Genomic DNA, 24,644 nt, shown 5'->3' with positions numbered 1-24,644 from the left:
GCATCCAGAGAAACGGCAATCCAGAAAGAGGAAACGCTCATGGCATGGTCTGCCGGTCAATATCTGAAATTCGAAGATGAACGCACGCGCCCCTCGCGCGACCTGCTGGCTCAGGTACCGCTGGATCGGATCGAACGCGCGATCGACCTCGGTTGCGGCCCCGGCAATTCGACCGAGCTGATCATCGAGCGCTATGGTGCTGCCGGCGTCTCCGGCCTCGATAGCGACGACAACATGCTGGAGGCGGCGCGCAAGCGCTTGCCCGGCACAAGCTTCGTCAAGGCGGATCTCGCCACATGGCAGCCGGAAGAACCGGTGGATCTGCTCTTTGCCAATGCGGTCTTCCAATGGCTCCCAAATCATCTCGATATCCTCGACCACCTGATGGACGGGCTGAAACCCGGCGGCGTGCTTGCCGTGCAGATGCCCGACAATCTGACGGAGCATAGCCATCTGATGATGGAAGAAACCGCAAAGAACGGTCCCTGGAGCGATGCCTTCGCTAAGAAGAGCATCCGGCGCAATCCGCTGCCTGCCCCTTCGGTTTATTACAACAGGCTGATCGGCAAGTCACAGCGCGTCGATATCTGGCACACCAACTACAATCACGTATTGGCGAATGCGACCGCGATCGTCGAATGGGTGAAAGCTACTGCCCTGCGTCCTTATCTCGACCATGCCGGCGACGAGCATCGCGATGCGTTCACCGCCGAATATCTGAAACATATCGAGAAAGCCTATCCCCCGCTTGTCGATGGAAAGGTGCTGCTGCGCTTCCCGCGGCTCTTCCTGGTCGCGGTGAAGAAATAGGTTATCTATCAGCCCCGAAATGCTGGCTGCCGGCGGTGCGTCGATCCCATCGACAACCAGCGCCGGCCCGCGCTAGAACATGACAAGCCAAAGCTGAAACAGCAACAGCTCCGAGGAGATAGTCGATGTCGTTCAGAAGCCCCGAATATTGCCTCCAGAAGGAGATCCGCGCATGACCACCCCCGACGTCGCACCGGCCCCGCCACTGACATTCGTGATCTTCGGCGCCGCCGGCGATCTCACCCGGCGCCTGCTGATCCCGACGCTGATCAACATGACCCGCAGCGGGCTTATCGGCGAGGACTTGCATATCCTCGGCATCGGTATCGAGACCGGCGGCGCCGACATGCTGCTCGATCGCTTGGAATCGTTCCTGAAGACATCAGGCGACATGGACGATCCGGAGCGGCAGGCAGCATGGCAGAGCCTGCGCAAGCGCATCAGCTACATCTCCGGCGATTTCACCCAGAACGACGTCTACAAGGAAATCTCGGACTATCTCTCGCATGCGCCGAGCGCCAACGCAGCCTTTTATTTTGCCGTACCGCCGCGCTTCTTCGGCGATATCGCCGAGAAACTCTCCGAAAACGGGCTGATGAACGAAGCGACCGGGGCTTTCCGCCGCATCGCGATCGAAAAACCCTTTGGCCATGATCTTGCCTCGGCACAGGCCTTGAATGCGCGGCTGCTGAACCATGTGTCCGAAAGCCAGATCTACCGCATCGACCATTTCCTCGGCAAGGAAACCGTGCAGAACATCATGACGACACGCTTCGCCAACATGATGATCGAGGCACTATGGAACAACAACTATATCGACCACGTGCAAATCACGGCGGCCGAAGTCGTGGATGTCGGCACGCGCGGCAAATTCTACGATGCGACCGGCGCGCTTCGTGACATGATACCGAACCATCTCTTCCAGCTGCTGGCAATGGTGGCAATGGAGCCGCCGAACAGCTTCGATGCCGAATCCATCCGCAATGAAAAGGGCAAAGTGCTGAAGGCCCTGCGCGTCTATTCGCGGGAGGAAGCAATCAAGAACGGCGTACGCGGCGCCTATACGGCCGGTCCGATTGCCGGGCGGGATCTGCCGGCCTTTACACAGACACCCGATGTCGCGCCCGACAGCAACACCGAAACCTTCGTGGCGTTGAAACTCCTGGTCGATACGTGGCGCTGGGCCGGCGTGCCCTTCTATCTGCGCACGGGCAAGGCGATGAAGGCGCGGGACACGGAAGTGGTCATCACCTTCCGGCCGGTGCCCTTTGCCCAGTTCCCGCGCCACGAATCTCGCCCCGAATTGCCGCCGAACAGGCTCATCATCCAGGTGCAGCCCGACGAAGGGCTCGATATGGAAATCTCGATAAAATCGCCGGGGCTGGTGCTGAAAACCGCGCCCGTTTCGCTCGATTTCCGCTATGCCGACAGTTTCGACATCGGCAAGCAGACCGGCTACGAAAGCCTGTTCTACGAACTCTTCGTCGGCGACCAGACGCTCTTCCAGCGCGCCGACGGCATCGAAGCCGGCTGGGCGGCCGTGCAGCCCTTCCTCAACCTCTGGGCAGAAGGCGGCAAACCCGATCCTTACGCCCCCGGCAGCACAGGCCCGGCCTGCGCCGACGAACTTATCGAGCGCGACGGCCGCAAATGGCATGAGATTGATGGGACACCGAAGGGCAGGAAATTCTAACGCTGAAGAAGATCAGCGGATGGAGGCCGACTGCCTGCCTTTTATGGGGCGCAACGTCGCGAGGTCGGGCCTGCTTTCTGAACAACAAAAAGCCGCCGGAATTTGGCCGGCGGCTTTCTTTTCAAGGCAATAGCGGCCTCAGATAAACTGATGCAGGCCCGGAACGGAATTGACGACCTGGTCGACGACCTCGTCGCCGGCATGCTGGCGAGCGGTTGCAATCGTCTCCTTGGCGAGCGAGCTGATTTCGCCCATGCTGAGACCGCTGCTCATCAGCTGCTGGCCGAGGGCCATCAGGCCGCCACCGCCGCCGACTGCGCTGAGCAGGCCGCCGAGCAGGCCACCGCCACCCGTTTCCTCGCCGTTATATTGTGCAACGAGATCGGAGGCGCCGGGAATGGATTCGATCATCTTGGTGACGGGACCATCCGGAGCTTCGCGCTGCAGGAAACCGAGAATCATGCCGACGGCCTTTTCCGCAAGGTCGGGAGCGATGCCGGCTTTGGTCGCGATCTGATCAATAACTTCGTTCACTGTGGCCTCCTGCCTTTATAACGTTAACGTCAACGTAACTGAATGAAGCAACCGACACAAGCCGCGCCGGAGGTCAACATTCTACCAGAAGCGGAACCTTGAAGCGAATGGTTGTCCCTCTTCATGCGAGTTCTTATAACAGTGTCAGGACAAATCGATGAATGGCCCTGGCAGCCTTGAAACGCTGCTGTGCCGCCGCCCTAGTACCGGATGATCTTGGATCGATTCGATCCAAGATCATCCGGTACTAGAATCAAATAGGTAGAGCATAAAGCCGAAAACCGGTGACACTTTTCGGCACCATGCTCTAAGGGAGACGACACAATGCAGCAGCAGGATGGACAGATTTTCGTCGGCGCGAGCCGCAACCCCGATGAAAGCATCAATAAGGACGAGTTCCTGACGCTGAAATTCGGCAACCGCCACGGTCTTGTCACCGGCGCGACCGGCACCGGCAAGACGGTAACGCTGCAGGTGCTGGCGGAAGGATTTTCCAAGGCCGGCGTGCCCGTTTTCTGTGCCGACATCAAGGGCGATCTCTCCGGCATCGCCGTCAAGGGCGAGCCAAAGGATTTCCTGCTGAAGCGCGCCGAAGAAATCGGTCTCTCACCCTATGAATTCGATCAGTTCCCGGTCATCTTCTGGGATCTCTATGGCGAAAAGGGCCATCGCGTGCGCACAACCATCGCCGAGATGGGACCGCTGCTGCTGGCGCGCTTGATGGATGCGTCAGAGGCGCAGGAAGGTGTGCTCAACATCGCCTTCAAGATCGCCGATGAGAACGGCCTGGCGCTGCTCGATCTCAAGGACCTACAGGCGCTGCTGAACTATATGGGTGACAATGCAAGCGAGCTTTCCAGCAAATACGGCCTGATCTCAAAATCCTCTGTCGGCTCAATCCAGCGGGCAATGCTCGTGCTCGAGCAGCAGGGCGCGGAAAACTTCTTCGGCGAACCGGCGCTGAAAATCTCCGACATCATGCGGGTCAGCAATGACGGATACGGGCAGGTCTCGGTGCTTGCAGCCGACAAGCTGATGATGAACCCGCGCCTCTATGCCACCTTCCTGCTGTGGCTGCTCTCAGAACTGTTCGAGGAATTGCCCGAAGTCGGTGATCCGGAAAAGCCGAAGCTGGTCTTCTTCTTCGATGAGGCGCATCTGCTCTTCAACGACGCGCCGAAGGTGCTGATCGAGCGCGTCGAACAGGTGGTGCGCCTGATCCGCTCCAAGGGCGTCGGCGTCTATTTCGTCACCCAGAACCCGCTCGACGTACCAGAAACGGTACTGGCGCAGCTCGGCAATCGCGTGCAGCATGCGCTTCGCGCCTATACGCCGCGCGAGCAGAAGGCCGTGCAGACAGCAGCCTCGACATTCCGGCCCAATCCGGCTTTCGATTGCGCCACCGTCATCACCACGCTCGGCACTGGCGAGGCGCTGGTGTCGATGCTTGAGGGCAAGGGTGCGCCGTCCGTCGTCGAACGCACGCTGATCCGCCCGCCATCCGGCCGTATCGGCCCCGTCACCGATGGCGAGCGCCAAGCCATCATCAACGGCAGTCCGGTTGCCGGCGTCTATGACCAAACGATCGACCGCGAATCCGCCTATGAGATCCTGACCGAGCGGGCACGCAAGGCGGCTGCGCCGCAGAGCGAGAGTGCCGGCGACGGCTGGACCTTGCCCGGCTTCGGCAGCGACAGCAGCAAGCCGCCAAGCCGCGGCCGTTCGGGCTATCAGCGCGAGACGATCCTGGAAGCGACGATGAAAAGCATGGCCCGCACGGTGGCAACGCAAGTGGGACGGGCGCTGGTGCGCGGCATCCTCGGCAGCCTGAAGCGGTAGAAAAGCCACCCTCCCCTTGAGGGGGAGGGTCGGAGCGCAGCTCCGGGGTGGGGTGAACTTGGCGACCTTTGCAGGTCCGAATATCACCCCCACCCGCCGCTTTGCGGCGACCTCCCCCCTCAAGGGGGAGGTGTTACCCCCAACGGGGATAAAAACTACCGTACCGGGGCGACCAGCGAGAAGAACGCTCCCTGAGGATCGGTCGCCTGGACGATCCAGCTGCCGCCGGGGACCTCCATCGGGCCGTTGACGATCCTGCCGCCGCCTTCCGTGATACGGGTGATTGCAGCGTCGATCGCCGGGACGTTGACATAGAAATTCCAGGCAGCCATCGGCATTTCCGAGGGCTTGGTCATGATGCCGCCGAAGTCGCGATCGCCGATCTTGAAGATCTTGTACTTGCCCATCGGCCCCATGTCGAAATCGGAGCTCAGCTCCCAGCCGAACATCTCACTATAGAAATCGAAGGCCTTCGGGCCATCGTTGGAATAGAGCTCGTGCCAGCCGAAATAGCCCGGTGTGGCAGGAGCAGGCGGCTCCCAATCCTGGCCCGGCAGCGGCGTGAACAGGCAGAAGGCTGCGCCGTAGGGATCGGAGACGACGGAGAACCGCCCGACGCCTGGAATATCCGCCGGCTCCCGATAGGTCTTGCCGCCCTTGGCGACAACGGTCTTGGTGGCGTCATCGACATTGGGGACGCCGATATATCCGGTCCAGCAGGGTGGCGTGCCCATGGCCTTGGCCTCTTCAGGCAGGATCATCAGACCGGCAACGGGGCCGGCGCCGGCGCTGAACAATGTATAGTCCATGCCGACTTCCGGCATGCCGGCATCCGCCGCATCCCAGCCGACGACTTTGGTATAGAAGGCTTCCGCCGCCTTCATGTCCGTCGTCATCAGCTCGTACCAGACAAAATATCCCTTCTCTGCCATGATCTCTCTCCCTTTTTTGATTGTGACGGTCATCCGTCTCATCCTGAGCCTGATGTCGACGCAGGTACATGATGGCCGATGAACGTGACGGCCGAACGATGGTCAATCGGTTGATCCGTCGCTTCCTGGCGAGCAGGCTCCAGGTCTTAACTAGGCGCAAGGAGTAATAATTCGACCCCTCGCGCCGCATGGAGTAAATTTGGCAGTCTCGTCATGCTTCAATGGCAGCAGGAGCCCGCCTTCGCCGCCTCCTGATATTCGTCGTGGCGTCGCACGAAATCCATGGTGTGGCCTTCATTCCGGCCCTTTGGCGCATTGTCGAGGATCATCAGCGTACCGATCATTTCTTCGCCGCCGCGGGCATAGCTGGAATAGGTGTGAAAGATATTGCCGGCTTCATCCTTGTAGAAGGCGCTGAGACCAGGCAACTCGTCGTTGCCGTCGGCGGCGTTCATATCGTTGAAATTATAGAACACCTTTTCACCGGCGAGCTGCTCTTTGGTGAAAGAGACGTGATAGTCGAAATTGAAATCGTTGGAGAAGGACGACACCCATGGGAACTTCCAGCCCATGCGTTTCTTGTAGGCCTCTATCTTTTCGATTGGCGCGCGGGCAACGGCGACCAGCGTGACATCGTGATGGTTGAGATGCGGAAGCGTTCCATCGAAATGATCGGCAAGGAAGGAGCAGCCGGTGCATCCGGCATCCCAGTCCGGGCCGAGCATGAAGTGATAAATGATGAGCTGGCTGCGGCCGTCGAAGAGATCTGCAAGTGTCCTCTTGCCGGCCGATGTGTCGAAAACATAGTCCTTCTCGACCTTTACCCAAGGCAAGGCCAGGCGTTCCGCATTGACGCGATCGCGAAGATGCGTGGCCTCCTTTTCCCTGGCGAGCAGTTGACGGCGGGCTTCCAGCCACACCTCCCTGGAAACGACCTGGTTCATTGTCCGCGCCCTCCTCTGGCGTTTTCATTCCCAAATCTTGACAAATATATTGATATCAATATTAATGAAGCATGTCAAACGCAGTCGAAATCCCCTTTGAAACCACCCTGTTAGTGCGCGACACCTGCCTATGTCTGCATGTTCAGCGAGCAGCGCGCGCTCTTGCCCGTCGCTTTGACGAGGCGCTACGGCCGTTCGGCCTTACCAACGGCCAGTTCTCCCTGATGATGTCCCTGAACCGGCCCGTGCCGGCATCCATGGGATCGGTCACAGCACTCCTGGCAATAGACCAGACGACGCTGACGGCGGCCTTAAAGCCACTGGAACGGCGGGGGTGGGTCAATATCATGCCGAATCCAAAAGATCGACGCGCCCGCCTGCTCAGCCTCACCCCATCCGGCAAGGCAGCACTCGCCGCCGCCGTGCCAATCTGGAAGACGACGCACGCCGCGCTCGAAGAGCGGCTGCCCGACGGCAGCGGTGACCGCCTGCGCAGCGATCTTGCTATTCTGCTTTGAATTGCGCCTCAGATAGACGTGGATCGCCCTCGAAATCCTGTCTTTCGAAGCCGATGCGGCGTCGTGGGAATTCGCACAGCGCCTGTACCCCGACGCGCGACAGCCGGATGCGCCAGGTCTGGCGTTCAACGGGTTCGCGGGCAGAGAAGGCTCTGGCCGCGAGCAGCGCTATGTTCATACCTCCGCGAGGATCGCGGACGGAACGATAGAGGATTGCCTCGATGCCGCCGGTTCGCGCTGCCTCTGCAAGCGACTGGCAAGCCTCGTAGTCGATCGGATCGGTCCACAGCTTCCGATCGCGATCCAAGGGAGACGCGGTCAGATCGATCGCCGCCTTCGTCGTAATTGCAGCAGCAAAGGCGGTATATTCGGCGGCATTGGCGGGCAACGGCGTATCGGGGGAATCACGGAAGAAGAGCAGCCGATAGAAGCTCATTTCAGCCAGGGCCGTCTCCACCTGCTCCGAGGCATAGAAGACTCCGAGCGTGCGGCCGGCGCGACGGAAACGGGAACCGTGGGGATAGATCGCGCCATAGCGAAAGGGGGTGGCAAGTAGATAGTCGAGCCCGGCGCATTCAGGCGGTAGAACCGGCTTGCTTTCCTCGAGGATGCTTTCGAGGAGCGCCTGCTCCTCCATCGTGTCCACGAGCTTCAGCGTCGAGACCTGATGCTGCGATTCCACCAGCCGCCAATATTGGCCGGAAATAGCCCTTGCCTCAGACGAGAGCGCGGCGGGCGTCCAGATAGGCAAGGACATCGGTCAAACCAGAAATCGAGATGATCTTGTCGATCGGCGCTGCACCAAAGGCGATATTGCCGTTACGCAGCCATTGCCGCGCCACAGCCTCGTCGCCGCCGACGATAGCGTCGAGCGAACGGAAGAGGCGAACAAGAAGCACGGCAAGTTCGAAAGGCTTGCTATCGCGCTCCAACAGATGATCCTGCCTCTTCATGCGCGACACCGTCGCCTCCGACACGCCGATGATGGCCGCCAGGATACGGGCGTTCAATCCCAGCCTTTCGGCAGCATTGACGACGGCCTTTGTCATGACGAGTGCTTCGCCGGGCATCGTCTGGCCTATTGCCTGGGTCTTTATCATGGCTACTTCCTTTCCTAAGAAAAGATATAGCATTTTTCTTGCAAAAGAAAAGGAGCGACAGATCAAACTGCCGCTCCTTTTCAATATATTCCGTATTTCCGGCCTTCAATCGACCGGCGGCGCGTTTCGCGTCAGACAACAGCAACCGGCACTTCGGTCGAGGTGCGCATGGCGTGGCTATAGGGGCATACGATATGGGCGGCAGCGGCGAGCTTTTCGGCCTCTGCCTTGTCCATGCCGGGGATATGAACGGCCAGAGACACTTCGATGCCGAAGCCGGTGCCATCTGCGCGCGGGCCGATGCCGACAGTCGCCGTGACCTTTGCGTCTTCCGGAATCTTGACCTTCTGCTGGCCTGCGACAAATTTCAAAGCGCCCAGGAAGCAGGCCGAATAGCCGGCTGCAAAGAGCTGCTCCGGATTGGTGCCGGTAGCGCCATCACCGCCGAGCTCCTTAGGAACAGTAAGCGTAACGTCAAGGACGCCATTTTCGGAAACTGCATGGCCGGCGCGGCCACCGGTGGCGGAAGCTTTGGTCGTATAGAGAATAGGCATGTCATGTCTCCTTCGGTTGGATGGATTTTATATACATCGCGATTTAATCGCGCGCAATATATATTTTGCAATTGCTTCGAGAAAGTGAATGCGACAATGCCGTCAATACGAGGATAGCGATGGTGTGATATAATGGAGAGCCGGTTTACGCGACCAGCGCCGGCAGCCGAGGGTCAAGTTGGCAGTGGTTTTGGGGCACCGGGTAATTCCGGTCAGGGCGGCAAACAAAAAAGGGCGCCAGTGACGCCCCTTTTTTCAATGATGCGGCATCAGGCCGTGACCAGGATCGGCGCCCGCTCTGGAACGCGATCATAGAGATCGATGACATCCTGGTTCAGCAGACGGACGCAGCCAGAGGAAACGGCCTTGCCGATGGAGCGCCAGTCGGGGTTGCCATGCAGGCGGTAAAGCGAATCCTGTTTATCCTCGAAAATATAGAGAGCACGCGCTCCTAGCGGGTTCTTCAGGCCCGGGTCCATGCCGCCGTTGGCGATGGAATATTTCACAAGCTCCGGCTGGCGGGCGACCATTTCATCCGGCGGATTCCAGCGCGGCCATTTCTTGCGCCACTGGATGACGCCCCGGCCCTGCCAGGCAAAACCTTCGCGGCCGACGCCGATGCCGTAGCGCATCGCCGTGCCCCCTTGCTCTGTGACATAGAGCATGCGCTGGGTTGTGTTGACGATCACGCTGCCGGGTGCCTCGCCGGTGGGGTCGACCACCCGCTGACGATAGAAGCGCGGATCGATCTGCTGGTAGGGAACCGCCGGAATGATGAAGCCGCCATCCTCGACGGAAGCGTAGATTACGGCTGGATCGGGTTGCTCGCCGTCATAGCTGGAGAACCAGGTGCGGAACGGCCTCGGCGAGCCGGTATATTGAACCGGGCTGACGACGGGGCCGCTGTTGATGGTGGAGGCACAGCTGGCAAGCGTCGAAACAGCGCCGAGACCAGCAAGAGCGAGGAAGTTACGTCGGGATAAGGATGAAGGAAGGCTCATGTCGACAGCATAGTTCCTTTGGTGGAGGAAGCGAAAACCCGCATCAACAGGCTGATTCGGTTCCCCAAGAGGTTCGCAGAGACAGAGGCAAAACTAAAGAGCGCTAATCATCCCGACTATCGCACTTATGCAACATCACGAAAATTTGTGGTAAAATACTGCTACAGAACGACAATTTCCGCCTTTTCAGGCACTCGATTGTAGAGATCCATCACGTCCTGGTTGAGCATACGAACGCACCCAGAGGATGCGGCCTTGCCGATCGACTGCCAATCCGGCGTACCGTGAACCCGATAAAGCGTATCCCGGCCGCCCTGATAGATGTACAGAGCACGCGCGCCAAGCGGGTTGGTCGGCCCCGGATTCATGCCGCCGCGCTCGGCCGATAGCGGCCTGATCTGCGGGTCGCGCGCGACCATTTCGGCCGGCGGCGTCCAGCGCGGCCATTTCTGCTTCCACTGGATCACGCCCCTGCCATGCCAGGCATATCCGGCAGCACCGAGGCCGACGCCATAGCGCATTGCCTTGCCACCCGGCTCGACGAAATACAGGAAATGGTCGCGCGTATCGACAACGATGGTGCCGGGGCGCTCCTTGGTCTGGTAGTCCACTTCCTGCCGCAGGAAGCGCGTGTCGATGCGCTTATACGGGATGGCCGGCAGCGTGAAATCATCCTCGCTGCGCTGTGCATACATGGCCTGATGCACCGGATTGAAGGTCGGCAGACCATAGGTCTGATGGAATTGCGTCTGGAAGAGATCGCGTGCCTGCGGCACGGGCTGCACCGGCAGGCGTTTTACCCTGTTCGGTTCGATACCCTCGGGACGATAGAAGACCGGGGTGGTTTCCTGCACGAAACGATCCGGGTCGGTGGCGCCCGTGTCAGGGATGATGCTGCAGGCGGACAATGCTGCCAGAGAGGCAAGAGCGAGCAGGCGATAGGAAACGGGCAGCAGATCGACCATTCTCGGAAACCAGTTGGGACACATCGGACCGCATAATGACCGCCGCGGCTGGAGCGAGGCTGGCGTCGAGCACCAGATAGCGCGAGCGAAGATATTGCGCGGATCGACCAAACTTCTGTTTTCCCATGCGGCATCATGAGCTAGATCATTGTTGGACGGAGGATCGCATGAATATCGACAGTCTCGACCCGAGCATCTTCGGCCACACCGACCAAAAGACCTGGCTGAAGCTGGTGGAACGGGCGTTGAAAGGCAAGGATTTCCAGGAAGCGCTGGTATCGCGAACGGACGATGGCATCGCCATCCAGCCGCTTTACGAGCGGCGGCGCGATTATGCTCCGCTCTCGCGTCAGCGGGCCGACCTTCCCTGGACGGTGACGCAGCGCATGGACGATCCGGACCCCGAGCGAGCAATGGCGCAGCTCAGCGACGATCTTGCCAATGGCGCAAGCGGTATCAGCCTCGTCTCCAGCAGCTCCCCTTCGGCCTTCGGCATCGGCATGGATGCTCAGTTGCCAATCTTTTCCGAAGTGCTGGCAGCAGCATCCGCCAAGACGACAACTCTGCGCCTCGATGGCTTTTCTTCCAGCGTCGCGAAAATGACGGCAGCCTCGATTGTTGATGGGGGTGCCCAAAGTTTGCATCTTGGACTCGACGCTTTCTTGGCAGCCGAAAATTTTGCCAATTTTTCGAGCGACATCAAATACTTCAAAGAATTGAAGCCGGCTGGGACGATCGTCAATGCAGACGGTCGCATGGTGCATAATGCCGGCGGGACCGAGGTGCAGGAGCTGGCGGTCATGGCCGCAAGCCTCGTCGGTCATCTGAGATTGCTCGAAGAGGCTGGCCTTTCGCCGGAAGCAGCGCTTGCGGCAACCAGCCTCTGCCTTTCGGCCGATCAGAACCAGTTCATCACAACCACGAAGATGCGCGCCGCACGGCTGATTTTTACTCGGATCGCCGAGGCCTGCGGCGTCGCCAATCCACAGCCGGCGCATCTCTTTGCGGAGACGAGCTATCGCATGCTGACCCGCCTCGATCCGGAGACGAACATTCTGCGCAATACGATCGCGGTCTTTTCAGCCGGCGTCGGCGGCGCCGACGAGATCTCCGTTCTGTCGCACAGCCTGACACACGGCATTCCCGATCCGCTGGCGCGGCGTCTGGCGCGCAATACGCAGACGATTCTGGTGGCAGAGAGCCACCTGGATCATGTCGTCGATCCCGCCGCTGGAGCCGGTGGCATCGAGACGCTGACCGATGCACTAGCCGAGCGGGCCTGGGATATCTTTATCGAGATCGAAGGCCAGGGTGGATTGGCGAAGGTCATTTCCAGGGGTCGCCTGGCGGCGATGGTTGCGGAGGCGCGCGCGAGCCGCATCGCCAAGCCGATCGTGGGGACGACGCTGTTTGCCATGAAGACCGAGCGGCCGGTGACGGTTTTGGGGCCCTTGGGTCCGATTGCCGGCGGGATGGGGTTGATGCCGGTACGGTTGGATGAGGGGGCGGAGAGATGAGAATGAATATCGCATCCGCGGAGAGTGCACACCCCCCTCTGTCACTTCGTGACATCTCCCCCACAAGGGGGGAGATCGTTTCACGCCAAGATTTAACGTCATCGACTATTGCAACCTCCACCACCGCAGACAAAATGCTTGTTTGGGGCGGAATGGCTCCGCGGGTTTCCAATCTCCCCCCTCGTGGGGGAGATGTCGCGAAAGCGACAGTGGGGGGTAACGCAGCCTCCATATTCACGAAGGCACCGGTTCAATGACCCGTATCCCCGACTTCACCACCATCCCCTGGGCCAAGCCACGGGCAACGGCGCCAACAATCGACGCCCCAGCCTGGGAAACTCCCGAAGGCATCAGCGTCAAGCGCTCCTACCGCGAAAGCGACCTTGCCGGCCTGAAGTTTTTGGACACCTATCCTGGCGCTGCGCCATTTGTGCGCGGCCCCTACCCGACCATGTATGTCCAGCAGCTCTGGACCATCCGCCAATATGCCGGCTTCTCCACGGCGGAAGAATCCAACGCCTTCTATCGCCGCAACCTTGCGGCCGGACAGAAGGGCCTTTCCGTCGCCTTCGATCTTGCCACCCACCGCGGTTATGACAGTGATCATCCGCGGGTGGCGGGCGACGTCGGCATGGCGGGTGTGGCGATCGATTCCATCCTCGACATGCGCCAGCTCTTCGATGGCATTCCGCTCGACGAGATGAGCGTCTCGATGACCATGAACGGCGCGGTGCTGCCGATCATGGCGCTTTATATCGTCGCAGCGGAGGAACAGGGCGTTTCCGAGGACAAGCTGTCGGGCACGATCCAGAACGACATCCTCAAGGAGTTCATGGTCCGCAACACCTATATCTATCCGCCGCAGCCCTCCATGCGGATCGTTTCGGACATCTTCAGCTATACCAGCCGGCGCATGCCGAAGTTCAACTCCATCTCGATCTCCGGCTACCACATGCAAGAGGCTGGTGCGACGGCGGATCTGGAGCTCGCCTACACGATTGCCGACGGCATCGAATATGCGCGGGCCGGCGTCGCAGCCGGGCTCGATATCGACAGCTTCGCCCCCCGCCTCTCCTTCTTCTGGGCCGTCGGCATGAACTTCTTCATGGAGGTCGCCAAGATGCGCGCCGGGCGGCTGATCTGGGCGACGCTGATGCAGAAGAATTTCGCGCCGAAGGATCAGAAATCCCTCGCGCTCAGGACCCACAGCCAGACCTCCGGCTGGTCGCTGACGGCGCAGGATCCGATGAACAACATCATCCGCACCATGGTCGAGGCGATGGCGGCCACACAGGGGCACACGCAGTCACTCCATACCAACTCCTTCGACGAGGCGCTGGCGCTACCGACGGATCATTCCGCCCGCATCGCCCGCAACACGCAGATCCTGCTGCAGAAAGAATCAGGCGCGACAGATATCATCGACCCCTGGGGCGGCTCGGCCTATGTCGAGCGGCTGACCCATGATCTCGCCGCGCGCGCCCTCGCCCATATCGAGGAGGTCGAGGCGATCGGCGGCATGGCGAAGGCGATCGAGAAAGGCATTCCGAAGCTTCGGATCGAGGAAGCCGCGGCCCGAACGCAGGCCCGCATCGACAGCGGCCATCAGACCATGGTCGGCGTGAATTTTTCCAAACCGGCGCAGGATATCGAAGTCGATGTCCTGAAGGTCGAGAATTCCGAGGTGCGGGCACGCCAGCTTTCCAAGCTGCAGCAGCTGAAGGGCACCCGCGAGACGGCCGTCGTCGAAACAGCCCTCGACGCTCTGACGGAAGCGGCACGAACCGGCACCGGCAACCTGCTCGATTTTGCCGTCAAGGCTGCGAGAGCAAGAGCCACGGTCGGCGAAATCTCGCTGGCGCTGGAAAAGGCCTATGGCCGGCATGTCGCCGAGATCAGGACCATCTCATGCGTCTATCGCCAGGAAGTCGGCGACGCCGACCCCGCCTTCAACAAGGCTGTCGCCAAGGTCGAAGCCTTCCGCAAGATGCGCGGCGAAAAGCCCCGCATCCTCATCGCCAAGATGGGCCAGGATGGGCACGATCGCGGCCAGAAGGTCATCGCTACGGCCTTTGCCGATCTCGGTTTCGATGTCGTCGTCGGCGCGATGTTCCAGACGCCTGAGGAAGTCGCCGACGTCGCCGTGCGCGAAGGCGTCGACATCGTCGGCGCATCGTCGCTTGCCGCCGGTCATCTGACGCTGGTGCCGGAATTGAAGGAGGCGCTCATCCGGCGTCATGCCCGCAACATTCTGATTGCGGTCGGCGGCGTCATTCCGCCGCAGGATTTCGCGGCGCTGGAGGCCGCCGGCGCCGACGCAATCTTTCCGCCCGGAACCGTGATTGCGGAAGCGGCGACGGCACTGATCGAGAAGCTTATGGCGTAAAAAGCGACGTGCGAAGAGGCTCCGGCTCATTTCCCGCACCGCTCTTTAGGGGCTGGTTTAGACGGCCACGCTCTTGAAGAATTCGATACTCTGCGCGATCTCACCCGGCAGCGCCGAATTATGGCTGCCCGGTACGGTCGCCATCTCCATCTTCACGCCTGCGGCTGTCGCTCGCTTCGAAAGCAATGCCAAGCGCGAATCAAAATGCGCCTCTTCAGTCCCGTGGAACAGCTTTACAGGGCTTTTGAAACTGTGCGCATAGCAGAGCGGCGAGCGCATCTGATATTCACGCGGGTTCCCGGTGTTGAAGCGGATATCCTGCGGATAGCGGCCGAAGAAGGCATAGGCATCCGGATTGCCTGATATGGGCGCGACCGCCCGGAAGCGATGGGTCGACATTGCTGCCAGCATGGCGAGCGTGCCGCCGATGCTGTGCCCGGCCAGGAACATGCGGTGTGGATCGACACCCGGCAGATGCCGCAGCCGGTTGGAAGCGGCCAGCACATCGGCAACTTCGTCGTAAAAACCCGAAAAATTGCCCTTCTGGCCGTTTTCTCCACGCATGGAGGGTATCATGACGACGTAGCCGGCCTCGACATAAGGCTTCATCAGCTGCCAATGCCCCTGGCCGATGGCGTTGCCGCCATGCAGGAACAATACGGCCGGCTTCGGCTTCTCCGAGCGCGTATAGCGGGAAACCCAGGCAACGAGCTCCAGTTCCTCGCCGACGCCGCTGCGATAGAAAAGCCGTTCGGCCGTCGATGGCGTAACAAGCCGCTCGTAGATATCGGGGGCTGGCCCCTTGCTCAGGAGATCGGTTCGAAACAGGTGGCGTTCTTTGGCATAGTCACCCGAAAGCAGCGGCGGGGCATCCTCGGCCTTTTCATCGCTCCGGGCGATCGCCTTTGTCTCGGCGGGCTTGCTGCCTGTGGTGCTGTCATCAGCCGCCCTGACGATTGCGGGCGCAAAAAGCGTGACGGCGATGCCGGCAAGAACGCCGCGGCGATTGGGACGAAATGCGTTGTCGTGAGACATGGTCATGAGCTCTGTCTAAATGTCCCGGCGCAGCGCAAATCTGCACGGGTTGAAAGGCAAGGCCAACTCACTTTGTGGTGAGGAATCGCCCTCGCCTATTCATCGACAACCGGAGCCTTGGCGTCAATCATCGCGATCAAAGTTTCCAGCCTGTCGGCCTCGTAGGGTGGCTTGTCGGGCCGTAGCCTTGCAACGCGGGGAAAGCGCATGGCAACGCCGGATTTATGGCGGGTGGAACGATTGATGCCTTCGAAGGCGACCTCGAGGACGAAACCGAAATCGCGATCGGCACGCACGGCACGCACCGGGCCGAAACGATCGACCGTGTTGTTGCGCACGAACTTGTCGAGCACTTCCAGCTCGGCATCGGTAAAGCCGAAATAGGCCTTGCCGACCGGAACCAGCTGCTCGCCCTCGGGCGTCATCGCCCAGACGCCGAAGGTGAAATCGGAATAGTAGCTGGAGCGCTTGCCATGGCCCCGTTGTGCATACATCAACACGGTATCGACATTGTAGGGATCGCGCTTCCACTTGAACCATGGGCCTTTGGCGCGGCCCGCGAGATAGGCGCTGTCCCCGCGCTTGATCATCACACCTTCGATCACCGGATCGGGCGGCGCGGAGCGCAACCGGTCGAGCTCCTCCCAGGAGGAGAAATCAACGAGCGGCGACAGATCGAAACGGTCGTGCGGTGCTGCTTCGATAATCTCCGTCAGTCGCTCGCGCCGATCGAGGAAACCGCGGGCGCGCACGTCCTCCGCGCCGTCAAAGAGGAGATCATAGGCACGGATGAAGGCCGGAAACTCGTCCAGCATCTTCGAAGTCACGGTCTTGCGGTTGAGGCGCTGCTGCAGATCGGAAAAGCTGCGCGTCGGGTTGTTGGAACGCACCGTGCCGCCGATCAGCAGCTCGCCATCCATCACGCCTTCGAAGTTCATCATATCGACGATATCCGGGAAGGCGCCTGAAATATCGTCGCCGGAGCGGGAATAGAGCTTGCTCGTGGCGCCCGAGCGCGAAAGCTGGACGCGGATGCCATCCCATTTCCATTCGGCGGCGAAATCACTGGGGTCGAGGCCCTCAAGATCGCCCGGTTCGACAGGGTTGGCAAGCATGACGGAATGGAAGATCGCCGGCGTCGCCAAAATCGGCTTCTCGCCCTTGCCCTCAAGCCAGTGGAACAGGCTTTCATAGGGCGGTTGCAGGCCATGCCACAACGTCTCGATTTCCGTTACATCCTTACCACTCATCTCAGCCAGCGCCTGCTTGGCAAGCCGAGCTGAGACGCCGATGCGCATCGCACCCGTCGCGAGCTTTAAGAATGCGAAACGGCCCGAAGTATCCAGCCGATCAAGCAGATCGCGGACGAAGCTACGCACCTCCGTCCGGCCAAGTGCATTTATGTTGCGGACGACTTCGCCAAGCTTCGGCTGCTCGCCGGCAGGGCGCTCGATGTCACTCTCCTTGTCCCATACCAGCGAGATCGTCTCAGCGAGATCACCGACATAATCGTAGGAGTAGCGGAACAGCACCTCGTCCATACGCTCGAGAACAAGTTCGCGCAGCATGGCGGGCTTGACGTTGCGCACCTCGAGGGTGCCGGCAATGGCGGCCAGACCATAGCCACGGTCGGGATCGGGCGTATCGCGAAAATAATCGGTCAGCAGCTTCAGCTTGCCGTTGCGGCTCGGCGTCAGCACCAGGCGATCGAGAAGGTCGGCAAAGGCTTTCATCAATCGCCCTCGTCTTCATAGCCGATGAGATGCAGCGGCTTGGCGGCGATGCCGTGCAGCTCGCACCAGCGTACCAACGCCTCTTCGCGGCCGTGGGTGACCCAGACCTCGCTCGGCTTCAGATCGGAGATCGTCTCGGTCAGTTCGGGCCAGTCGCAATGATCCGATATGACCAGCGGCAGCTCGACGCCAAGCTGCTTGGCACGCTGGCGCACCATCATCCAGCCGGAAGCGAAAGCCGGCAGAGGATCGTGAAAGCGCCGCGCCCAACGATCCTGAAACGCAGAAGGCGGGCCGACGACGACGGCGCCGTGGAAGATCGACTGATCGCGGCTTTCGATGGTGGCCGGCTTGAGTTCGCCGAGCGCGATGCCCTGGCTCACATAATAATCGCAGAGTGTTTCCAATGCGCCGTGAATATAGATCGGCTTGTCATAGCCGGCATCGCGCAGCAGGCGGATGACGCGCTGCGCCTTGCCGAGCGCATAGGCGCCGATCAGATGCGTTCGTTCCGGAAACTGGCGAAGCGAACCCAGGAGCTTGCGCGTCTCAGCCATCGGATCCGGGTGATGGAAAACCGGCAGCCCGAAGGTCGCCTCGGTGATGAAGACGTCGCAGGGGACCGGGACATAGGCTTCACAGGTCGGGTCCGGCCGGCGTTTGTAATCGCCTGAGACCACGATGCGCAGCCCATCCTTCTCCACGGCGATCTGCGCCGAGCCGAGCACATGGCCGGCCGGATAGAACTGCACCTTGACGCCATTGATCGTCACTTCCTCGCCGAAGGCAACCGCCTGCTCCGAGCCGGCAAAATCATCGCCGTAGCGGATGCGCATGATATCGAGCGTCTGGCGCGTGGCGAGCACATGGGCATGGCCGGAGCGGGCATGATCCGAATGACCATGTGTAACAAGAGCCCGCTCGACCGGTTGCACGGGGTCGATATGGAAGCCGCCGATCGGGCAGAACAAGCCCTCGGGCGCCGGATAAAGCAGTTGATCGGGTCTCATGAGTAAAGAGGATAGCGCGATTTGCACGATTAGGTAGCGATGGCGGCAGCTTTTTGATCGAATCCGGGTATCGGTTGCCGATACGGCAGATCGAAGACGAGAGCATCCTCGCAATAGGGCTTGGCCTTGGCGACGACGACGCCGTTCGGATCGACGATAGCGGTGCTGCCGTAGCTCACCCAGCCGTCGTCATTGCTGCCCACGACATCCGACGCCATGACCCAGCAGCTCGTATGCCTGGCGCAGATCTGCAGCCCCGAGATCCCCGGCTTGTGCCACATCTCGGCTTTATGGGGCCGAAGCATGAGATTGACGGGATTGCAGATGAGGCCTGCCCCCTTTTTGGCCACGCGGCGAGCGGTGTAGGGATATCGGAGATCGGCGCAGATATTGATGCCGAAGCGCCAATTCCCCTCCTCCCAGATCGGAAAATCCGTTCCGGGCATGCAACCCTTCTCTAGCGGATGTGCCTTGGCATAGACCCCGATGATTCGACCAGATTTGACGACTAGAGCACTGTTGTAGACCCCATCGTCCCTCCGCTCGAAAAAACCGACGACGGCTGTCGTTTTCCCCCCTGCGAACCGGGCGACAAGCGCATTCAAACCGGGATCGTTCAACGAAAGCGCGCGGCGTCTGGCGATGGCTTCGTTGTAGCTGTGCCCCTGCAGATAGCATTCTGGAAAGAGGGCGAGATCAATGCCTTCAGCTTCCGCCCAGGCGAGATCGCGTGCCAAAACCTCGGCCGCCTGCTCGACGGCGTCGAAAAGTGCCAGACGTTGAAAGGCCGCGATCCGCATGCTGGAGGGGTAACATGCACGGCGAGTCGCCCCTAGCTCAAATGGATTAGGTGCAGGTCATCGCCTGTACAGGACTGGTAAATGGAATAGAAAGAGGTCGAGGCTCTTGGCCGACCGAAAGCGTTTGAAGAGCGCCATCTGTATCAAAACGGCACAGGCAGCGTTGGCACGATTTCTGCTTCGTAAGATCCGTTCCAGGAGCTCGCAATGATCCAACGCCGCACCTTCGTCGCTTCCCTCGCCGCCTCGGCAGCGACCGGCCTGCTTGCGCCGCGCGTTTTCGCCGCGCCGCTCGCCAAGATGGCCGGTGCCGAGCTACGCGGACCAATCGACGCCATTGCGCTGAAAACGACGCCGGGCGCCGGCGATTTCAAGAGCGGCAAGCTGCAAGCGATGATCGACAATGCGGCACGGGCCAACATGCCGCTCTTCCTGCCGCCGGGCACATACAATATCTCCAACCTGACGCTGCCGGATAATACCCGCATTACAGGCGTTCCCGGCGCCTCGCGGCTCATCTATAGCGGCGACGGCCATTTGATGAATGCTGACAAGGCCAAGCGTATCGAGCTTTCCGGCCTCGTGCTCGATGGCGGCAATCGCTGGCTTGCCGATTATGCCAGCGGCCTTCTGCAATTTACCGGCGTCGATGAGGTGCTGATCGACAATTGCGAAGTTACCGGCAGCCGCAAGCATGCCCTGCAGCTCGAACGTTGCGGCGGCCGGATCGAGCGCAACCGCATCTCCGGCGCGGCGGACGCTGGCATCTACTCCGTCCAGTCAACCGGATTGACGGTGGCAGGCAATCGCGTCGAGGATTGCGGCAATGGCGGCATCCTCATCCATCGTTGGGACAAGGCCGAGGATGGGAGCAGTGTCATCAACAACCGCATTGCCCGCATTCGCGCCAATGGCGGCGGCACCGGCCAGAACGGTAATGGCATCAACGTCTTCCGCGCCGACGGCGTCACGGTTTCTGGCAATCAGATCGCCGACTGCGCCTTCACCGCCATCCGCGCCAATTCGGCATCGAATGTGCAGATCTCGAACAATCAATGCCTGCGTTCGGGCGAAACGGCCATCTACTGCGAATTCGAATTCGTCGGCGCCACGATCAACAACAACCTTGTCGATGGCGCAACGAACGGCATCTCGGTCACCAATTTCGACAAGGGCGGAAGGCTCGCCTCGGTAACGGGCAATGTCATCCGCAATCTTTCGCTGACGGCACCCTATGCGCAGGATGGCGGCTTTGGCATCGGTATATCGGCCGAGGCCGATACGCTTGTTGCCGACAACGTCATTGAGAATGCGCCGCTCTGGGGCATGCGGCTCGGCTGGGGGCAATATCTCCGCAATGTCGTCGCGACAGGTAATATCGTCAGACATGCCGGCATCGGCTGCGTCGTCTCGGTTGCGGATGGTGCCGGCTCGGCGGTGATTGCGGGCAATCTCTTCCAGGAGATGCAACAAGCTGCGATCATGGGCTTTCGCTGGGACAAGCCAGCATCGGACGACCTCACCAAGGGAAGCGCGCAGTTCCCGCAATTGACCATCGAAAACAACAGACTGGCTTAACGCATGCCGCGCAAAAATATGCAGCGGTTTTGCGATAACGGCATGCGCTTTAACCCGTTCGCCAGTTCGGCTGCCGTTTTTCGAAGAAGGCAGTGATGCCTTCCTTCGCCTCGTCGGTCTCCCAGGCATCCGCCAGTTGCTCGACGACGTGATCGATCATGCTATCGGTAACCGGCCTGCCGACAGAGCGTGCCAAGGCCTTGGCACGGGCCGCTGCCTGCGGCGATGCCGCCAGGAAATGGCGGACTTCCGACTCCACGGCCTCGTCCAACGCCTCCTCCGCCACGACTCGTGACAGAAGACCTGTTGCATGTGCCTGCCAGGCATCGATGATCTTGCCGGAGAGGAAGAGCGGGCGGGCATTCGTCTCGCCGATCCGGGCGACGACATAGGGGCTGATGGTGGCGGGAATGATGCCGAGGCGTACTTCTGTCAGACCGAAGCGGGCTGTCGATGCCGCGATCACCATGTCGCAGACGCTGAGGATGCCGATGCCGCCGCCGAAGGCATTGCCGTGAACGCGGGCGATCAGCGGCTTGGGGAGCTCGTTCAACGCCTTGAACAACATGGCCAGCCGCCGCGCTTCCACCATGCGTCCGTCCCGCGTGGCGTCGAATTGGGCGCGCATCCAGCCGAGATCGCCGCCAGCGCAGAAGCTGGCACCCTCACCGGTGAGCACGACGACACGCACCGCTTTGTCATGCGCAAGCTCATTCGTTGCAGCCGTGAGATCATCGATCATCTCGGCCGACAGGGCATTGTGCTTTTCGGCGCGCGTCAGGGTCAGATAGGCGATACCGCGCCCGTCTGTGGTGATGCGGATCGTTGGCGATATCATGCGGTACTCCTGAGGCTGCGGGCGAAGGCGGCGGCGGCCGCAAGCTTGTCCTTGTCCAGGCCGGTTTCGTATCCCCGCGCCTCCAGATAGTCGCAGACCGCCACGGTATCGACATTGCCTTTGGCACCGGGGGCAAAGGGGCAACCACCGAGGCCGCCGGCTGAAGCATCGAAGACGCGCAGGCCGCGCTCCAGGGCGACGGCAATATTCTCAAGCGCGCGTCCCGACGTATCGTGAAAATGCCCTGCCAGAACCATAGCGGGCAGTTCGCCCAGCACGGCGGCAAGCATATGGTCGACCGCTTCAGGTGTGCCTTTGCCGATCGTGTCACCGAGGCTGATTTCATAGCAGCCGAGGGCACGAAGCTGCCAGGCAATGCTGACGACATTCTGCGGCGGTATGCCGCCCTCATAGGGGCATTCGACGACGCAGCTGACATAGCCGCGCAACGGGACGCCACGATCCCGGCTGGCAGCGGCAACCGGCCGGAAGCGCTCAATGCTCTCGGCGATCGAGCAGTTGATGTTGCGCATGGAGAAGGTTTCGGAAGCGGACGCAAAGATCGCGACCTCATCGGCGCCGGCGGCGAGGGCGGCTTCGAAGCCCTGCATGTTGGGCGCCAGCGCTGCATAGCGGATGCCGGAACGCCGCTCTATGCCGGCCATGACATAGGCGGCATCGGCCAGTTGCGGCACCCATTTCGGACTGACGAAGCTCGTAACTTCGATGCGCTCAAAACCGCAATCGGAAAGCCGGTTTACCAGCTCGATCTTCCGCGCGGTATCGACCAGCTGCTTTTCATTCTGCAGGCCGTCGCGCGGCGCCATCTCGACGATGGTGACATGATTGGAAGGCTTGTTGATCATGGCGCATCCTCCGGTCGAAGCGACAGAAGCACGGCGCTTTCGCTGGTCTGGTCACCTTCGCCGACATGCAGACTTTCGACGATGCCGTCGCGGGCGGCCGTCAGCGTCAGTTCCATCTTCATGGCCTCCATGACGATCAGGGCCTGGCCTTTGGTCACCGAGTCGCCTTCGCGCACGCGGACGATCTTGACGAGACCCGGCATCGGCGCGATGACGCGGTCACCGCCGCTGGCCGCCTCTTCTCCACCGTCGAGAAGATCGAGGCGATGGAAATGATGCGTCTGCCCATCAAGGAACAAAGTCACACCTGACGATATCTCGAAGACATCCAGTTGAGATTGACGGCCGTCGATCTCAACGTGACGAGAACGGCCCTCACCCGCGAGCAAGCGAACGAGAATGATGCGATCGTCAAAGGCGACGCCGAACAGCGACCGACCCCTTGCAGTCACGCGGCAAGTCTGATGACCGCCGGCAAAATGCACCGTGACGGGCCGGCTCGCCTCGCCCCAGAGCTGCCAACGGCCGAGCGACAGCCACGGGTCATCGCCAGCGGCTTGCGCGAACCCACCCGCCTCAACAATGGCGGCAATGGCAAGAGCCGCATCGTCGGGCTGCCGCGCCGAAGTCAGCGCCTCCACGTCACGGTCGATCAATCCAGTGTCCGGATGGCCGGCGGCGAAATCCGATTGGCGGCTGAGGCGAATGAGGAAATCGAGGTTGGTCGTGGTCCCTGCGACCTGCGTCTGCTCCAGGCCTCGCGTGAGCTTCGCCAGGGCGACTGCCCGATCCGGCGCGTGCACCGTCAGCTTGGCGATCAGCGGATCGTAATGCGGGGTGATGGTATCGCCCTCGCGCACGCCCGCATCGATGCGGACATCACCTTCGGGAAAGCGTAAGCGAGAGAGCGTGCCGGTTGCCGGCAGGAAGCCGCGCGCCGGATCCTCCGCATAGATACGCGCTTCGAACGCCCAGCCGTTTATGGTGAACTCATCCTGAGCCTTCGGCAGCGGCTCGCCGCTCGCGACGCGCAATTGCCATTCCACCAGATCGACGCCGGTTATCGCTTCGGTGACGGGATGCTCGACCTGCAGGCGTGTGTTCATTTCCATGAAGAAGAAGCGATCCGGCGACAGCCCGTCGGAGACATCGACGATGAATTCGACCGTGCCGGCGCCGCGATAATCGATGGCGCGGGCGGCGCGAACAGCCGCTTCGCCCATGGCGGTGCGCATCTGCTCTGTCATACCGGGGGCCGGTGCCTCCTCGATCACCTTCTGGTGCCGGCGCTGCAGCGAGCAATCGCGCTCGAAAAGATGCACGGCATTGCCATGACTGTCGCCGAAGACCTGAATCTCGATGTGGCGCGGTCTAACGAGATATTTTTCGATGAGCACCGCATCGTCGCCGAAAGCGGATTTCGCCTCGCGCTTCGCCGCCTCCAGCGAAGCCTCGAAATCCTCGGGACGGTCGACGCGGCGCATGCCCTTGCCGCCGCCGCCTGCCCGCGCCTTGATGAGAACGGGAAAGCCGATTGCGGCCGCCTGATCGGCAAGGAAGCCGGCCTCCTGCCCATCGCCGTGATAGCCGGGCACGACAGGCACGCCCGCCCGCTCCATCAGCGCTTTGGCCGCATCCTTGAGGCCCATGGCCCGGATCGAGCTCGGCGATGGGCCGATGAAGACGAGACCGGCACCCTCGACCGCCTCGGCGAAATCGGCATTTTCCGAAAGAAAGCCGTAGCCTGGATGAATGGCCCCCGCTTGAGTGCGTTGAGCGGCCGCAATGATCTTCTCTTTCGAAAGATAACTTTCGCTCGCCGCCGCCAGGCCGATATGGACGGCCTCGTCGGCTAGCGCCACGTGCAGCGCATTCCGATCGACGTCGGAATAGACGGCGACCGTGCGGATGCCGAGACGTCTCGCTGTGCGGATGACGCGGCAGGCGATTTCGCCGCGATTGGCGATCAGTATCTTCGAAAACATCGGCAG

Annotated in this window: 22 protein-coding genes; 7 read left to right on the top strand and 15 right to left on the bottom strand. The window is 60.9% G+C overall.

Going from position 1 to position 24,644, the window contains the following annotated elements; translation table 11 throughout:
* The first annotated feature begins 39 nt into the window (after window positions 1–39).
* Window positions 40–810, top strand: a complete 771-nt coding sequence (gene tam / locus ACK83U_RS03300; protein ID WP_112607590.1) for a trans-aconitate 2-methyltransferase — start codon at window positions 40–42, stop codon at window positions 808–810.
* 172 nt (window positions 811–982) lie between these two features.
* Window positions 983–2,503: a glucose-6-phosphate dehydrogenase gene (gene zwf / locus ACK83U_RS03295; RefSeq protein WP_112607592.1), complete on the top strand. Its 1,521-nt coding sequence runs from the start codon at window positions 983–985 to the stop codon at window positions 2,501–2,503.
* 138 nt (window positions 2,504–2,641) lie between these two features.
* Here the strand turns inward: zwf and ACK83U_RS03290 are convergent, their stop codons facing one another.
* Entirely contained in the window at window positions 2,642–3,037 is a 396-nt protein-coding gene (locus ACK83U_RS03290; RefSeq protein WP_112398226.1) for a hypothetical protein, read from the bottom strand.
* 324 nt (window positions 3,038–3,361) lie between these two features.
* On the opposite strand from ACK83U_RS03290, the gene ACK83U_RS03285 reads away from it, so the two are divergent.
* Window positions 3,362–4,876: a helicase HerA-like C-terminal domain-containing protein gene (locus ACK83U_RS03285; protein ID WP_112607594.1), complete on the top strand. Its 1,515-nt coding sequence runs from the start codon at window positions 3,362–3,364 to the stop codon at window positions 4,874–4,876.
* A 155-nt stretch (window positions 4,877–5,031) separates the two neighbouring features.
* Here the strand turns inward: ACK83U_RS03285 and ACK83U_RS03280 are convergent, their stop codons facing one another.
* Together ACK83U_RS03280 and ACK83U_RS03275 are read right to left on the bottom strand one after the other, a co-directional pair.
* Entirely contained in the window at window positions 5,032–5,808 is a 777-nt protein-coding gene (locus ACK83U_RS03280) for a VOC family protein (protein WP_112606057.1), read from the bottom strand.
* Window positions 5,809–6,026: 218 nt separating this feature from the next.
* The gene (locus ACK83U_RS03275) at window positions 6,027–6,752 is read right to left on the bottom strand and encodes a DUF899 domain-containing protein (RefSeq protein WP_112606060.1); all 726 of its coding nucleotides are present in this window, start codon (window positions 6,750–6,752) and stop codon (window positions 6,027–6,029) included.
* Window positions 6,753–6,823: 71 nt separating this feature from the next.
* On the opposite strand from ACK83U_RS03275, the gene ACK83U_RS03270 reads away from it, so the two are divergent.
* Window positions 6,824–7,270, top strand: coding sequence for a MarR family winged helix-turn-helix transcriptional regulator (locus tag ACK83U_RS03270; RefSeq protein WP_112335582.1), 447 nt, complete (start codon window positions 6,824–6,826; stop codon window positions 7,268–7,270).
* On the opposite strand, the gene ACK83U_RS03265 is transcribed toward ACK83U_RS03270, so the two are convergent.
* The 5 genes from ACK83U_RS03265 to ACK83U_RS03245 all read right to left on the bottom strand — a co-directional run bounded on the left by ACK83U_RS03265 (window position 7,257) and on the right by ACK83U_RS03245 (window position 10,890).
* Window positions 7,257–8,027 (bottom strand): RES family NAD+ phosphorylase, encoded by a 771-nt coding sequence (locus ACK83U_RS03265; protein WP_112606063.1) that lies wholly within the window; start codon window positions 8,025–8,027, stop codon window positions 7,257–7,259. The genes ACK83U_RS03270 and ACK83U_RS03265 overlap by 14 nt on opposite strands.
* On the bottom strand, window positions 7,987–8,370 hold the full coding sequence (locus ACK83U_RS03260; protein WP_112606066.1) for an MbcA/ParS/Xre antitoxin family protein: 384 nt from the start codon (window positions 8,368–8,370) through the stop codon (window positions 7,987–7,989). Before ACK83U_RS03260 ends, ACK83U_RS03265 begins: the two co-directional genes overlap by 41 nt.
* A gap of 131 nt (window positions 8,371–8,501) precedes the next feature.
* A complete protein-coding gene (locus tag ACK83U_RS03255) occupies window positions 8,502–8,924 on the bottom strand; it encodes an organic hydroperoxide resistance protein (RefSeq protein ID WP_069613858.1) in 423 nt (140 codons plus the stop codon).
* 269 nt (window positions 8,925–9,193) lie between these two features.
* Window positions 9,194–9,925, bottom strand: a complete 732-nt coding sequence (locus ACK83U_RS03250; protein ID WP_015339157.1) for a L,D-transpeptidase family protein — start codon at window positions 9,923–9,925, stop codon at window positions 9,194–9,196.
* Between the two features lie 161 nt (window positions 9,926–10,086).
* Window positions 10,087–10,890: a L,D-transpeptidase gene (locus tag ACK83U_RS03245; protein WP_041677288.1), complete on the bottom strand. Its 804-nt coding sequence runs from the start codon at window positions 10,888–10,890 to the stop codon at window positions 10,087–10,089.
* Window positions 10,891–11,057: 167 nt separating this feature from the next.
* Between ACK83U_RS03245 and ACK83U_RS03240 the strand changes: the two genes are divergently transcribed.
* Entirely contained in the window at window positions 11,058–12,407 is a 1,350-nt protein-coding gene (locus ACK83U_RS03240) for a methylmalonyl-CoA mutase family protein (protein ID WP_112606069.1), read from the top strand.
* Between the two features lie 253 nt (window positions 12,408–12,660).
* Entirely contained in the window at window positions 12,661–14,793 is a 2,133-nt protein-coding gene (gene scpA, locus ACK83U_RS03235; protein ID WP_112605694.1) for a methylmalonyl-CoA mutase, read from the top strand.
* A 57-nt stretch (window positions 14,794–14,850) separates the two neighbouring features.
* Here scpA and ACK83U_RS03230 read toward each other — a convergent pair whose 3' ends face one another.
* From ACK83U_RS03230 to ACK83U_RS03215, 4 genes are all read right to left on the bottom strand, one after another.
* Complete coding sequence (locus ACK83U_RS03230; protein WP_112605697.1) at window positions 14,851–15,834, bottom strand: alpha/beta fold hydrolase; 984 nt, start codon at window positions 15,832–15,834, stop codon at window positions 14,851–14,853.
* An 89-nt stretch (window positions 15,835–15,923) separates the two neighbouring features.
* Window positions 15,924–17,561, bottom strand: a complete 1,638-nt coding sequence (locus ACK83U_RS03225) for a cisplatin damage response ATP-dependent DNA ligase (RefSeq protein ID WP_112605700.1) — start codon at window positions 17,559–17,561, stop codon at window positions 15,924–15,926.
* On the bottom strand, window positions 17,561–18,571 hold the full coding sequence (locus ACK83U_RS03220) for a ligase-associated DNA damage response exonuclease (protein ID WP_112605703.1): 1,011 nt from the start codon (window positions 18,569–18,571) through the stop codon (window positions 17,561–17,563). The genes ACK83U_RS03225 and ACK83U_RS03220 overlap by 1 nt, the downstream gene beginning before the upstream one ends.
* A gap of 29 nt (window positions 18,572–18,600) precedes the next feature.
* Entirely contained in the window at window positions 18,601–19,371 is a 771-nt protein-coding gene (locus tag ACK83U_RS03215; RefSeq protein WP_112605707.1) for a carbon-nitrogen hydrolase family protein, read from the bottom strand.
* 207 nt (window positions 19,372–19,578) lie between these two features.
* Between ACK83U_RS03215 and ACK83U_RS03210 the strand changes: the two genes are divergently transcribed.
* Complete coding sequence (locus ACK83U_RS03210; RefSeq protein ID WP_112605710.1) at window positions 19,579–20,949, top strand: TIGR03808 family TAT-translocated repetitive protein; 1,371 nt, start codon at window positions 19,579–19,581, stop codon at window positions 20,947–20,949.
* A 49-nt stretch (window positions 20,950–20,998) separates the two neighbouring features.
* Here ACK83U_RS03210 and ACK83U_RS03205 read toward each other — a convergent pair whose 3' ends face one another.
* From ACK83U_RS03205 to ACK83U_RS03195, 3 genes are read right to left on the bottom strand one after another with little or no spacing between them, the layout of a single operon-like run.
* Window positions 20,999–21,787 (bottom strand): crotonase/enoyl-CoA hydratase family protein, encoded by a 789-nt coding sequence (locus tag ACK83U_RS03205; RefSeq protein WP_112605713.1) that lies wholly within the window; start codon window positions 21,785–21,787, stop codon window positions 20,999–21,001.
* Complete coding sequence (locus tag ACK83U_RS03200) at window positions 21,784–22,653, bottom strand: hydroxymethylglutaryl-CoA lyase (protein ID WP_112605716.1); 870 nt, start codon at window positions 22,651–22,653, stop codon at window positions 21,784–21,786. Before ACK83U_RS03200 ends, ACK83U_RS03205 begins: the two co-directional genes overlap by 4 nt.
* Window positions 22,650–24,638, bottom strand: a complete 1,989-nt coding sequence (locus ACK83U_RS03195) for an acetyl/propionyl/methylcrotonyl-CoA carboxylase subunit alpha (protein ID WP_112605719.1) — start codon at window positions 24,636–24,638, stop codon at window positions 22,650–22,652. Before ACK83U_RS03195 ends, ACK83U_RS03200 begins: the two co-directional genes overlap by 4 nt.
* Window positions 24,639–24,644: the final 6 nt, after the last annotated feature.

This window comes from Rhizobium sp. WW22, from assembly GCF_047041135.1.
Lineage (GTDB): Bacteria > Pseudomonadota > Alphaproteobacteria > Rhizobiales > Rhizobiaceae > Rhizobium.
This window is presented reverse-complemented; position numbering and strand designations above follow the sequence as displayed.